This window comes from Chryseobacterium artocarpi, from assembly GCF_001684975.1.
In the GTDB taxonomy this organism is placed as follows: domain Bacteria; phylum Bacteroidota; class Bacteroidia; order Flavobacteriales; family Weeksellaceae; genus Chryseobacterium; species Chryseobacterium artocarpi.
Genome location: NZ_MAYH01000002.1, coordinates 62,910 through 76,892 on the forward strand (window position 1 = coordinate 62,910; position 13,983 = coordinate 76,892).

Here is a 13,983-nt window from a genome sequence, read left to right on the forward strand (position 1 = left end):
TTATATAACTTCTTTTTGTTGTTTTTCTGCGAAAGCGATTGCAGCTTCTTTTACCCAAGAATTTTCTCTTTGCGCTTTTCTTTTGGTTTCAATACGCTTTTTATTGCAAGGTCCATTTCCTTTTAAGATTTCCATGAATTCATCCCACGGAAGTTCTCCGAAATCATAATGTTGTCTTTCCTCATTCCATTTCAGGTCTTTATCCGGAATGGTTAATCCTAAGAATTCAGCCTGAGAAACGGTAACATCGATAAACCTTTGACGAAGACTGTCATTACTTTCTCTTTTTACCCTGTAATTCATAGAGATTTTAGAATTTGGAGAGCTGTCATCATTAGGTCCGAACATCATTAAAGCTGGCCACCAGAAACGGTTTAATGAAGCCTGAGCCATTTCTTTCTGTTGTTTAGTACCACGACAAAGCGCCATCAGAATCTCGTACCCTTGTCTTTGGTGGAAAGATTCTTCTTTACAAATCTTTACCATCGCTCTTGAATAAGGACCATAAGAATTCCCCATCAGCATTACCTGGTTCATAATAGCAGCTCCATCAACCAGCCAGCCGATAGCACCGATATCTGCCCAACTTAATGTTGGATAATTGAAGATACTTGAGTATTTCGCTTTCCCTTCCAGCATATCATCATAAGTAGCATCTCTGTCTGCTCTGATACTTCCGTCTCCTAGAGTTTCAGTAGCAGAATAAAGGTATAAACCATGCCCCGCCTCATCCTGAACTTTAGCTAAAAGCGCCATTTTTCTTCTTAATGAAGGTGCTCTGGAAATCCAGTTGGCTTCCGGCAACATTCCTACAATTTCAGAATGGGCGTGCTGTGAAATCTGACGAACCAAAAGTTTTCTGTAATCATCCGGCATTACATCTTTCGGTTCTACTTTATTTTCTTCGTGAACGTATTGAACAAATTTTTCTAAGTCCATAATCTTTTAATTTGAGAATTTGAGAATTAGTTAATTTGAAAATTATTTAGAGAAACTGAGAATAAATGATTACCCATTTTCAAATTTTCAAATTAGCACATTTTCAAATTGAATTAAACATCATAATTAAGCATCACCACATTCGTTGTCGGGTGACATTGACAGGTAAGAACGTAGCCTCTTGCCACTTCGTCTTCGGTAAGTGCGTAGTTTTTCTCCATGAAAACTTCTCCTTCCAAAACTTCCGCTTTACACGTACAACAAACTCCTCCTTTACATGCAAAAGGCACAGGAAGATTGTCTTTCAATGCTTTATCTAAGATACTCTCTTTTTTGGAATTAAGGTGAAATGAATATTCATCATCATCAATAATTACCGTTACCATACTTTCAATATTGGCAATCGCTTTGAACTCATCACTCATTTCCTCCGTATTTTCTTCGTCAGGAGCCGTGAAATATTCAAATAAAACCTGAATAGCAGGTACTTTTTTATCTTTCTTCAGATAGTCTGCAATTCCTTTGATCATTTCTGAAGGACCACAGATGAAGTAAGTAGATTCTTTTACATCAATCTCAGTATATCTTTCAAACAGCTGATCAAGCTTTTCAGGAGAAATTCTTCCTTCAAAAACTGGATCCTGATGTTTCTCACGACTTACCAGATAAATCACTTTAAACCTTCCATTGAATTGCTCTGCCAGCTTATCAATTTCAGCTTTTCTCAAAACATGCTCCATGCTTCTGTTACTATAGAACAAATAAGCATTGCTATTAGGTTCCTGATAGAGACTTTCTTTGATATTGGATAAAACCGGAGTGATTCCGCTTCCTGCAGCCAGACCAACATATGTTTTTACGTTAGTTGGGTGATAAGAAGTATTGAAACCGCCCATTGGAGGCATTACTTCCAACATTTCATCCATATGAAGATGCTCATTGAAATATCCTGAAACTTTTCCGTTTTCAAGCAATTTCACCAAAACTTCCAGTGTATTGCTCTTTTCACTTGGAGCATTACAGATAGAGTAAGAACGTCTTTCCTCATTTCCATTGATCATCATACGGAAATTAAGGTACTGTCCTTGTTTGAACCTGAACTTGTCTTTCAGCTCTTCAGGAATTTCCACCGCTACATTCACAGCGTCTGAAGTATCCTTCTGAACCTTTACAGTTTTAAGTTTATAAAATGAATTCATTATTTTTTTAGTATTCTATTAATTTTTCCACCTTCGCACTTCGGCAAACTGTCCTGGGCATGTACTTTCACTTTTGTAGTGATGCCTACCCTCTTTTTTATTTCGTTTTCTATATTTTTTCCAAAGCTTCCGACAAAATTAAAATAATCATCGGTATTTGCTTCTATTTTTTGAGCTTTTACCAACTCATCATCGATTTCAATATCAATATCTAATGCTACGCACATATGCTCCTTCTCAATAGGAGTTAAATAATAATTGGGTACCACTCCTTTTACATGTGAAAAAGCATCTTCAATCTGACTTGGATATACATTCACTCCTCTTACAATCAGCATATCATCTGCTCTGCCTACTATTGGTTTCATTTTCACCATAGTTCTTTTGGCTTTTTCATCGTAATAAAGACTTGTAATATCATTGGTCCAATAACGCAGAAGCGGCATGGCTTTTTTCGTTAAAGTGGTAATCACCAATACTCCTTCTTCTCCGAAAGGAACCGGTTGTTTGGTAATTGGATCTAAAATTTCAGGATAAAAATGATCTTCCCAGATATAGGAACCTCCTTTTTCCTCAAAATCTTCCATAGAAACTCCAGGACCTATAATTTCACTTAAACCATAAATATTGGTTGCATGAACCCCCAATCTTTCTTCAATGTGACCTCTGATAATTTCCGTCCATGGTTCTGATCCCAGCACTGCATATTTCAGACTTATTTCATCAGCCGCAATCCCTCGGTTCGCAAACTCATCAGCAATTGTTAAAGCATAAGATGGTGAACAACAAATCACTTCCGGTTTAAAATCCATAATCAGGTCTACCTGTCTGGCTGTCATTCCTCCGGAAATCGGAAGAACACTCATTCCTAACATTTCAGCTCCGTAATGAAGTCCTAACCCTCCGGTGAAAATACCGTAACCGTAAGCATTATGTAATTGCATACCTGGTTTGGCACCAGCAGCATTCAATGATCTAGCCACTACTTCACTGAAAAGATCCACATCTTCCTTCGTGTATCCCACCACAGTAGGCTTTCCTGTAGTTCCGCTTGAGCAGTGAATTCTCTGAAGCTCATTTTTTGGAACGGCAAATAAACCAAATGGGTAATTATCTCTTAAATCCTTTTTATAAGTAATAGGAAGTTTCGTAATATCCTCAATCGACCTTATATCCTGTGGAGATATTTGCATTTCATCAAACTTTCTTTTATAAAATTCTGACTTCTCTCCCAGATAACCAATCAGATTGGTCAATCGGTCAGATTGAAGCTGTCTCAACTGACCCAGCTCCAGATATTCAACTGAAAAATCCATAAAACTAACTAACATTTGTTAGGTGTAAATTTAAAAAGATTTTGGTAGCTGACAAAATTTTTATGATTTTCGTCATATTTTGAACGATTCTAAATAGCGAACTTGTGAATTTTGCTTATTTACAATAGCATCACAAAAGTTTTTGAACACATATTAAGGATTAAAAAAAGAGTATTGAGATTCTTCTTTCGCCAGAATGACAAAAGATAATGTATTAATTTTGGGTTCCTAAAAGCCCAAAAAGGATCTTATCTCTAATTTCTTCCGTGATGTCATCTTTGGAATCGCTATTTCTTTTGAACCAGAAATAAGAATTGTTTAAGGTATGAAGAATGAATCTTGTTGTGAAAGAGGGAGATTTCAACTCCCAGTTTTCAGCCTGATAAATTTCAGAGATAAGTGTTTCAACTTCCTGCTGATAATTTTTTCTCAACTCTATAAATTCGGGAAGTTTTTCTTCAAGATGTCTCCATTCTATAGAATAAATGTGGGTGACATCGCGGTTTTTAAGTACAACAGACAAATGTTTATCCAAAAATAAATTTAGCTTTTCTCTTGGAGCAATATCTGTATTTTTCACTTCCTGAAGCTCATCGAAAAACTCCTGAGCAATACCGAAACAAATCCACTCCAGAATTTCTTCCTTCGAACGGATATGGGCATATAATGATGCTGCTTTGATATTTAGTTTCGTAGCAAGGTCCCTTACCGAACTTCCCATATAACCTTTCTCTTTAAAAAGTTCTACTGCTACGTCTAATATTTTCTTTTGTTTTTCTTTAAGTTCCATCTGTAAAAATGCAAAAGTAGTTATTCTGATTTAAACTGCTGGTTTTTTGATAATAAATAAGATTAAAGATTTAAAACGAGTAATGATTAGTTCGATTTTAAGGTTTTATTCATCCGTTCGATTTGTATGATATGACGATTTGTTCATGAATTTCTAATCAAAAATTAAAGATTCGGAAATTTTGTCAAGTTAATTTTACGTTAAAAATACACAATCCGGAAATTTTGTCCATTTTTTTTGTAAATTTAATAATTGAACAGTTTTTGCGATATAGTCATCGATTAAATGATTAAATAATTGATAGGCATTAAGAAGCTGAGCTTTAAAATTCGGTTTCTTGATGTTTTTAAGAACTAAACTTTAAACGAATCATTACCAAAAATATATAAAATATGAACTTAAATCAATATACTGTAAAATCACAAGAAGCCATCCAGGCAGCTCAACAGGTTGCAATGGAATTTGGCAATCAAAGTATCGAACCTCAACATCTTCTGGAAGGAATTTTCCAAGTGGATGAAAATATATCGCCTTTCCTATTAAAGAAATCTGAAGCAGATGCCAATTTAGTAAGAGAGCGAAACCGTGAAAATTTAGAAAAGCTTCCTAAGGTACAGGGAGGAAACATTTATCTTTCACAATCAGCCAATAAAGTTTTACTGGACGCTCCCAACATCGCAAAAAAAATGGGCGATGAATATGTAACGATTGAACATTTATGGCTATCCCTTATCGAAACCAGTTCTGAAGTTTCTCAGATGTTAAAAGATATGGGAGTAACTAAAAAGTTACTGGAAGGAGCTATCAAAGAATTAAGAAAAGGAAGCAAGGCTACTTCTGCAAGCTCGGAAGAAACTTATCAATCCTTAAATAAATATGCTAAGAACTTTAACGAGTTAGCAGCTGAAGGAAAACTGGATCCTGTAATCGGACGTGATGAAGAAATCAGAAGAGTATTACAGATTCTTTCCAGAAGAACAAAAAATAACCCTATCCTTATAGGGGAACCTGGTGTAGGTAAAACGGCTATTGCTGAAGGAATCGCTCATAGAATCATCAGCGGCGATGTTCCTGAAAATCTAGTGGACAAGACATTATATTCATTGGATATGGGGGCTTTGATCGCTGGAGCAAAATACAAAGGTGAATTTGAAGAGCGTCTGAAATCTGTAGTGAATGAAGTCAGCAAATCTGATGGACAGATCATTCTTTTCATCGATGAGATCCACACTTTAGTAGGTGCCGGAGGTGGTGAAGGAGCAATGGATGCTGCCAACATTTTAAAACCAGCCCTTGCTAGAGGTGAATTAAGAGCTATTGGAGCAACTACTTTGAATGAATATCAAAAGTATTTTGAAAAAGACAAGGCATTAGAAAGACGTTTTCAGAAAGTAATGGTAGAAGAACCGGATACTGAGTCTGCAATCTCTATTCTTCGTGGAATAAAAGATAAATATGAAGCTCATCACAAGGTAAGAATCAAAGATGAAGCAATTATTGCAGCCGTGGAAATGTCTCAAAGATATATTTCAGACCGATTTTTACCAGATAAAGCGATTGACCTTATTGATGAAGCATCTGCAAAACTGAGAATGGAAATCAACTCCAAACCGGAAGAGCTTGATGTTTTAGACAGAAAGTTAATGCAGTTGGAAATTGAATTGGCTGCGATTTCAAGAGAGGGCAACCAAACTAAAATAGACCATTTAAAAGAAGATATTTCGAAGATTTCGGAGCAGAGAAACGAGATCAATGCCAAATGGTTGAAAGAAAAGCAGAAAAGTGAAGATCTTACCCAGATCAAAAAAGATATTGAATCTCTGAAATTAGAAGCGGAAAGAGCTTCCAGAGCAGGAGATTATGCAAAAGTAGCGGAAATCCAATATGGAAAACTTCGTGAAAAAGAAGATGAGCTTGCCAAAGTGGAACTTGAAATGCAAAATCACCAGAATGAGCTGATCAAAGAGGAAGTAACTTCTGAAAATATCTCTGAAGTGATTGCAAAATGGACAGGTATTCCTGTAACCAAGCTATTACAATCTGAAAGAGATAAATTATTAAATCTTGAAGCAGAACTTCATCACAGAGTTGTAGGACAAGATGAAGCGATTGAAGCTGTAGCCGATGCTATCAGAAGAAACAGAGCGGGATTAAGTGATGATAAAAAACCAATCGGGTCATTCCTTTTCTTAGGAACTACCGGTGTTGGTAAAACAGAGCTTGCAAAAGCCTTGGCAGAATTCCTGTTTGATGATGAAAATAATATGACCAGAATTGATATGAGTGAATATCAGGAACGTCACAGTGTTTCAAGATTGGTAGGAGCTCCTCCGGGATATGTAGGATATGATGAAGGTGGTCAATTAACTGAAGCTGTAAGAAGAAGACCTTATTCCGTAGTTCTGTTAGATGAGATTGAAAAAGCACACCCGGATGTTTTCAACACTTTATTACAGGTTTTGGATGATGGACGTTTGACAGATAATAAAGGGCGAGTGGTGAATTTCAAAAATTCGATCATCATTATGACTTCGAATTTAGGCTCACATCTGATTCAGGAGAATTTTGAAGATTTAACTGAAGAAAATCAGAATGAGATTGTGGATAAAACGAAAGATGAAGTTTTCGACTTATTGAAACAGACTTTACGTCCGGAATTCCTGAACAGAATTGATGAGATTGTATTGTTCCAACCTTTAAGAAAAAAAGAAATCGGAAAAATCGTTCAGTATCAATTGAGAGGATTCAATGAAATGCTTGCTAAAAGAAATATCATTATGACTTTCACTCAGGATGCAGTAGATTATCTGATGGATAAAGGTTATGATCCGGCATTCGGAGCAAGACCTCTAAAAAGAGTCATTCAGCAGGAAGTATTAAACAAGCTGTCAAAAGAAATCCTTGCAGGAAACGTAAACGATGGAGACAGAATCACACTGGATTATTTTGTAGAAACCGGATTGGTATTCCGTCCTACTGAACAATAAATATAAATAGTTTTTTTCATATACATTAATTTTTGTAGATAAGTGCTGTAGAGAAATCTGCGGCACTTATTTTATTGTATTTCAATCACAACAAAAATAGAAAACCACCAATTTAACATAAAAAAATTTCACAGTTTTTTGAAATATTGTATTAAAAAAAGTTTTAATTTAGTTTTCTAAACCAAAAAACATTCACATATGAAAAAAGCAATTTTAGGAGTTGTTATCACTCTTTTTATCTCTTGCAACAACAACGAAACAGAAAATGTAACCCCGGAAAACACAAATGCAGAACAGGCAGACATTGCAAACAGTAAAGCAGCCCTTTGTGGTTCTGACATTCTCAGACAGAAACGTCTTGCTGAAGACCCAGCCGCTATGCAGCGAATGCTTCAGATAGAAAACCAAACAAACAATTTCATCGAACAAAAAAAGATGGGAAAAGTACTTGCAGATGGCAGTGTTGAGATCCCTGTCATTTTCAACGTTTTATACAGCAATGCTACCAGTAATGTTTCAGATGCGAGAATAAATTCTCAAATTGATGTTCTGAACAAAGCATTTGCATCAAGCCATGCAGATGTTTCAAGTATACCTGCAGAATTTAAACCGGTAAATGCTGGTGATACTAAAATAAAATTCAGATTAGCAGGAATCAACAGAAAATCTACAACAAAAGCCAACTGGGCACCTGATGATAAAATGAAAAGCACTTCTACAGGAGGTATGAATGCTACAGATCCTTCAAAATACCTGAACATTTGGGTGGTAAATTACATGCCTTATTCTACAGGATATGTGCTAGGATATGCCACTTTCCCTGAGGATGCAGGTCTTTGGAATGATGGTGTAGTAATGATGGATGAATATGTGGGTGCCGGCGGACCTATTGCGACTCACAACAAAGGAAGAGTTACAGTACATGAAGTGGGACATTACCTTAATCTGAGACATATCTGTGGAAATGACTTTGTGAATGACACCCCTCAGCAAGTTACCTTACATAGAGGAGTTCCTACTTATCCAAAATATGAAACATGTGGTGGCGTATCGCGTTCTGTAATGTTCATGAACTATATGGATTATTCTGACGAAACTACTCTATTCATGTTTACAAAACAACAAAACGACAGAATGCAGGCTGCTATTTCAGCATCCGGACCTAGAGCCGGTTTAAGAATACTTTAAACAGCATCTTTTTCAAACAAAAGTTCAGTACAATATACATAAGTCCGCTATCGTTACGATGCGGACTTTTTTATTTTTATACACAATCCGTAAAAACACGGTAAAAATAACAGTATAATTCCCTGTTCATTACTATATTTTTTTACGAAATTTGCCAAAATATGGATATTTCCAACATAAAACTAAGTTATGAATACAGAATCTACTAATGAAAACGATCTACCAAGATCAGGATCAGGGTTAATGTCAAATGAATTGATAAAAACTCTTATTGAAAATTACCGTACCAATCACTTGAGTGCCATTAATGATTCATTGGGAATAAAAGATGCTCATTCCATTTGGTTTGATCTTCCTAAACTGAAAAACTTCATTGCTTTAATAGAGCAGGAAGCTGCTAAAGTAAACCCTCGGTATACTCAGGAAGATTTAGGAATTAGATTTTATTATGCAGCTTACCCAAAAATTGATAATTGGGATATTATGAATACCCACCCTGTTCCACAGGAGTATTCGGAAAAACATACCCTTGTTATGATCCCTACAATGAAAGGAAAGAATGCGGAAGGTGAATTACATGATTTTGATTTCAATCCTATCCAATCCGATGAAAGCAGATCTATAGCTATGGCAGCCCGTGGAGGTTCAGGACCAAGCTATGACGACGGAAACCTTGGTGAAAACAGCGGCACACTTGTTCCTCCGTCACCTATCATTGGTGAAGCTTATTAATTACCATTTCTGAACACAATATGACTGAGATTCAAAAAATATTCTCTTCAATCATGTATGGAGGTGAAGCTATTGCAGCTTTAGTCTCTATAATTTATTATAACCGTGTAAAAAAAACACCCTGGAAATATTTGGCAATTTATCTTGTTATTATTTTCCTCTGCGAATCATCTGTAAAATGGGGTGAAGAGCAACTTAGAATAGACAGAATACTTTTTTATAATTACTTTGTGATTCCATTACAGTTTATATTTTTTTATTGGCTGTACGCAAAAGAGTCTCTAAAGAAACCAAAACTGTTCTATATAATGACCGGAGCATATCTCTTGACCTATGTTCTCAGGGCGCTTTTTTTCCCGGAAAAAAAAACTATCTTTTCTTTCAATTACAATATAGGCTGTCTATTCTTAATGGCTCTCGTCATTATGGAATATTATAAACAGGTTAATTCATCTGAGATTCTCAATTTCAGTAAAAACAAAATGTTTTATATTAACCTGGGAGTAACGCTTTTTTATATTGCTAACCTTCCGTTCATGACATTTAACTCTCTTCTTTACAAATACATGGAAATATGGGATATTTATTTCATATATTTCCAGGTTTCAGGAGCAGTTATGTATATTTTATTTGCAAGTGCATTGATATGGGGAAAACAGAACTCTTAATAACCTTTATTTCGTTCAACATCTTTTTTTTGATGTTTGTAATCGCTGTATTTATCTATATCAGGAATTACCGACAACGAAAAAAAGAATACTTGAATGAAATCGAGATGAAAAACGAACTTCATCAGAGAGAACTTCTATCTACCCAACTGGAAATCCAGCAAGCAACCATGCAGCAGATCGGGCGCGAACTCCACGATAATATTGGTCAAAAGCTGACATTAGTAAGTCTCTATGTTCAGCAGATGCTTTACGAAAACAAAGTTCCCGAAGCTGTAGAAAGGATAGATCAGGTTTCACAGATCATTAATCAGTCTTTACAGGACTTGCGAAGCCTTTCAAAAACATTGACAGATGACAATATCAGCCAGAAGGAAATTGTGACACTGATTCAGGAAGAAGTAGACAATACCAATTCGTTAAAAAAATGCTATGTAAGTTTTGAACATAATTTTGATCAGCTGGACCTTGGTTTTATGCACAAAAATTTACTGCTCAGAATCACTCAGGAATTTATTCAAAATAGTATAAAGCACTCTAATTGTAAGAATATATTCATCAGTTTAAATACTTCTGAACATACACTTTGGGAGCTTAAGATTCGTGATGATGGAGCTGGTTTTGATACAGCCAACACAAAATCTAATGGCATTGGTCTCACCAATATGAAGAACAGAGCAAAAATCATTGGTGCCGATTTTAATCTTGAAAGTGAAGAAAATGTAGGCACCCAAGTCAATATCACCTTAAAAAAACAGTCATGAAAAAAACAATTGTAATTGTTGACGATCATATCCTTATTGCTAAAGCCCTCGAAGGAATTATTGGTAATTTTAATGAATTTGAAGTAATCTATGTTTGTGAGAACGGTAAAGACCTCATCCAAAAATTCGAAGAAGGCAATACAATTCCTGATATTATACTATTAGACATCAGTATGCCGGTGATGGACGGTTTTGAAACAGCAGCTTGGCTTTCCAAAAATCATCCTGATATCAAAGTAATGGCACTAAGCATGCAAGGAGACGATACCAGCGTAATTAAAATGATCAAAAGCGGCGCAAAAGGCTACCTCTTAAAAAACACACACCCAAAAGATCTTGAAACAGCACTTACAAGATTAAATTCTGATGGTTTCTTCTATCCGGAATGGGCTTCAAAAATCATATTTACCAACCTGAATAAAGACAGCGACTCTGAAATTACGGTAAAGATTTCGGACCGCGAAAAGGAATTTCTGAAATATACTGTTACTGAGCTGAGCTATAAGGAAATTGCAGACCGAATGTGTTGCAGCCCAAGAACAGTTGAAAGCTATCGTGACCAATTATGCGAAAAACTGGATCTGAAAACGCGTGTTGGACTAGCTGTTTTTGCAATTAAAAATGGTTTCGCAAGCTAAGTTAATGTGTAAATTTTTTATCAAAATAAACAATTTAAAGAATAATTATTCACTTAAACTTGAAAAGAAATAAAAAATAAAAACCCAAGCACTAAATATAATTAAAATTCAAAACATTTGCAATTTCATTAACTAAAACACAACTAAAACGCTGATTAAATAAGAATAATTTAAATAAATAAGAAAATAATTTGGATATTAATTCCAGATAATATAATTTCACATTCTCAACCATTTAAAAAAAAGATATGAAAAGAGTATTATTTGGAGCCCTTGCTCTGGGTCTAATGTCTGCATGTACCAATGACAGTGTAAACTCTCAAAACGAAGTACAGCCTGAACAGGAAATTTCTTCAGCAGTAGCTTCAAAAAGAATCTGTCCTTCAGAACAAATGAGACAAGAGGAATTCCAAAAAGATCCTTCACTTAGACTAAAAGCAGAACAAATTGAAGCTAATGCAAAACAATTTGCTAATAATCTTGCTTTAGGAAAAGTTCTTGCAGATGGAACTGTTGAAATCCCAGTAGTCGTAAATGTAATCTATAAAACAACAGCTCAAAATGTATCTGATGCCAGAATTGCTGAACAAATTGCTATTCTGAACGCTGACTATGGAGGTACTAACAGTGATGCTTCACTAATACCTACTGAGTTCCAAGGTGTAAAAGCTGGTGATGTAAAAGTAAGATTCAGATTGGTAAATACGATAAGAAAATCTACGACAAAGACATCATGGACTTCAACTGACAGAGCAAACAATACCATGAAGAAAGCTTCTACAGGCGGTATTGATGCAACAAATCCTACTAATTATTTCAACATTTGGGTTGTGGGAAGCATGCCTGATGCTCAAGGAAGCATTCTTGGATATGCTACTTTCCCTGAAAGCGCAGGTACATGGAAGGATGGTGTAGTAATTGCAGCACCTTATTTCGGAAAAACAGGAGCTTCTGCACCATTTAACCTGGGAAGAACTGCCACTCACGAAGTGGGGCATTATTTAGGGCTTAGACATATCTGGGGTGATGCTAATTGTGGAGATGATCTAATTGCAGATACTCCGACGCAGACTACAGCTAATACAGGAAACCCTACCTACCCTCTGTATAACACATGTTATGGTGTAAAAAGATCTGTAATGTTCATGAATTATATGGATTATTCTGATGACAAGTCATTGTACATGTTTAGTGCGGGACAAAAAGCAAAAATGCAATCCGTAACGGCTGCTTCCGGAGCAAGATCCGGATTAAGAGTTTACTAATAAAACAACATATTTTAATATTATTTTAATTCCATCCCGAATCAGGGATGGAATTTTTTTATACTTTTACGCGATTTTAATCTGATAATCACAACGATGAAGAAACTAGCCCTAGCAGCAGGGATATTATTAAATTTATACAGTTACAAAGCTCAGGATACCATTCAGTCTAAAAATTTAAAAGAGGATCTTGCTTTGATTAATCCAAATTTTCAAACTAAAGAACAAACTTCTTTTTTTAAGAAAGACTGGGTAAAAAAATCTGTAGCTCCTACCATCCTTTTTGCTGCCGCAGCTGCTACTTGGGGTGAGAAAGAAAACATCCGTGAGGTAAGAAACCGATATCTCCCCAATTTCAAAATGAAATATGATGATTATCTTCAATACGCACCTGCCGTAACCGTTTACGGATTAAAACTAGCTGGAGTAAAAGGGAGAAATAATCTTGGAAGAGCCACTCTTTCTTATGCAACCAGTTTAGTCATCATGGGAATTTTAGTTAATTCCATTAAATATACATCTAAAGTAGAACGTCCGGATGGTTCTAAAAATAATTCTTTTCCTTCAGGACATGCGGCAATGGCTTTTACCAATGCAAGCTTTTTACACAAAGAATACGGAATGGTAAATCCTGCATATAGTATTGCAGGATATGGTTCTGCTACTCTTACCGGACTGGGGAGAAATTTAAATAACAGACACTGGGTTCCTGATATACTTGCAGGCGCGGGAATTGGGATCATATCAACAGAACTTGGCTACTTTTTCATAGACAAAATTTATAAAAATAAAGGTGATAATTTGAGTATTCTCTCAAAGATTGAAGGAAATGACTATCCCTCTTTTCTTTCCTTAAAAATGGGGACGGCATTGGGAACAACCAATTTCCTTAAAGAATCTGAGCTGGACGATAAAAAACAAATAGGTTTTGAGGGTGGGCTGGAAGGTGCTTATTTCTTTTCAAAGAAATGGGGTGTAGGTGCCGATGTCTCTTTCAGTAGTTTTCCTATTAAGGCTCAAAGAATAACTTTTGATGATGATCAGGATTTTGGTGAACATACTATAAAAACTCAGTCGATGGGCTTTTTAGGAGCTGGTATCGGACCTTATTTCTCTCATGAATTTTCTGACAAATGGCAGCTTACTTTAAAAGCAACCGCAGGATATTCAGCAACCGCAAGTGGAAAAGTTTTCGTAAAAGGAGATGGAATAGATGCTCCAAATCATGAACTGCAAATAGCCAGATATAAACCCAGACCAGCATTTCGTTGGAATACAGGTGCTTCTATGACTTATAAATTCAATCCAGGATTAGGGCTTACCTTTTATACGGATTACAATCAAATCAATTCTACGATCCGCTATTCTTTCAGTGACGACATTAAGGAAAGTGCAGAACTGGATCAAGAACTTAATCACCTGATCGCTAAGGAAAAGATCAATTATATTACCTTAGGATTAAGATTAACTGCTTATTTTTAACAATAAAAAAGCCTT

Annotated in this window: 12 protein-coding genes; 8 read left to right on the top strand and 4 right to left on the bottom strand. The window is 35.7% G+C overall.

The genetic code is table 11. The features are described 5' to 3' along the window. The 4 genes from paaA to BBI01_RS04010 all read right to left on the bottom strand — a co-directional run bounded on the left by paaA (nucleotide 1) and on the right by BBI01_RS04010 (nucleotide 4,244). Nucleotides 1-939: a 1,2-phenylacetyl-CoA epoxidase subunit PaaA gene (paaA, locus tag BBI01_RS03995; protein ID WP_065393409.1), complete on the bottom strand. Its 939-nt coding sequence runs from the start codon at nucleotides 937-939 to the stop codon at nucleotides 1-3. Between the two features lie 113 nt (nucleotides 940-1,052). Further along, on the bottom strand, nucleotides 1,053-2,138 hold the full coding sequence (locus tag BBI01_RS04000; protein ID WP_065393410.1) for a 2Fe-2S iron-sulfur cluster-binding protein: 1,086 nt from the start codon (nucleotides 2,136-2,138) through the stop codon (nucleotides 1,053-1,055). Beyond that, the gene (locus BBI01_RS04005) at nucleotides 2,138-3,454 is read right to left on the bottom strand and encodes a phenylacetate--CoA ligase family protein (RefSeq protein WP_065393411.1); all 1,317 of its coding nucleotides are present in this window, start codon (nucleotides 3,452-3,454) and stop codon (nucleotides 2,138-2,140) included. Before BBI01_RS04005 ends, BBI01_RS04000 begins: the two co-directional genes overlap by 1 nt. A 214-nt stretch (nucleotides 3,455-3,668) precedes the next feature. Beyond that, nucleotides 3,669-4,244 carry a TetR/AcrR family transcriptional regulator gene (locus BBI01_RS04010; RefSeq protein WP_065393412.1) on the bottom strand — a complete coding sequence of 192 codons (576 nt, stop codon included), beginning with the start codon at nucleotides 4,242-4,244 and terminating at the stop codon, nucleotides 3,669-3,671. 392 nt (nucleotides 4,245-4,636) lie between these two features. Here BBI01_RS04010 and clpB point away from each other — a divergent pair, with 392 nt between their 5' ends. The 8 genes from clpB to BBI01_RS04050 all read left to right on the top strand — a co-directional run bounded on the left by clpB (nucleotide 4,637) and on the right by BBI01_RS04050 (nucleotide 13,968). Continuing rightward, nucleotides 4,637-7,231, top strand: coding sequence for an ATP-dependent chaperone ClpB (clpB, locus tag BBI01_RS04015; RefSeq protein WP_065393413.1), 2,595 nt, complete (start codon nucleotides 4,637-4,639; stop codon nucleotides 7,229-7,231). Nucleotides 7,232-7,429: 198 nt separating this feature from the next. Then, nucleotides 7,430-8,419 (top strand): zinc metalloprotease, encoded by a 990-nt coding sequence (locus BBI01_RS04020; protein ID WP_065393414.1) that lies wholly within the window; start codon nucleotides 7,430-7,432, stop codon nucleotides 8,417-8,419. 189 nt (nucleotides 8,420-8,608) lie between these two features. Then, entirely contained in the window at nucleotides 8,609-9,151 is a 543-nt protein-coding gene (locus tag BBI01_RS04025; protein ID WP_065393415.1) for a hypothetical protein, read from the top strand. Between the two features lie 20 nt (nucleotides 9,152-9,171). After that, nucleotides 9,172-9,819: a hypothetical protein gene (locus BBI01_RS04030; RefSeq protein WP_065393416.1), complete on the top strand. Its 648-nt coding sequence runs from the start codon at nucleotides 9,172-9,174 to the stop codon at nucleotides 9,817-9,819. 107 nt (nucleotides 9,820-9,926) lie between these two features. Further along, a complete protein-coding gene (locus tag BBI01_RS04035; RefSeq protein ID WP_228393930.1) occupies nucleotides 9,927-10,583 on the top strand; it encodes a sensor histidine kinase in 657 nt (218 codons plus the stop codon). Continuing rightward, on the top strand, nucleotides 10,580-11,221 hold the full coding sequence (locus BBI01_RS04040) for a response regulator transcription factor (protein WP_065393418.1): 642 nt from the start codon (nucleotides 10,580-10,582) through the stop codon (nucleotides 11,219-11,221). The genes BBI01_RS04035 and BBI01_RS04040 overlap by 4 nt, the downstream gene beginning before the upstream one ends. 248 nt (nucleotides 11,222-11,469) lie before the next feature. Next, nucleotides 11,470-12,486 carry a zinc metalloprotease gene (locus tag BBI01_RS04045; RefSeq protein ID WP_065393419.1) on the top strand — a complete coding sequence of 339 codons (1,017 nt, stop codon included), beginning with the start codon at nucleotides 11,470-11,472 and terminating at the stop codon, nucleotides 12,484-12,486. A 96-nt stretch (nucleotides 12,487-12,582) separates the two neighbouring features. Further along, complete coding sequence (locus tag BBI01_RS04050) at nucleotides 12,583-13,968, top strand: phosphatase PAP2 family protein (RefSeq protein ID WP_065393420.1); 1,386 nt, start codon at nucleotides 12,583-12,585, stop codon at nucleotides 13,966-13,968. Nucleotides 13,969-13,983 lie beyond the last annotated feature (15 nt).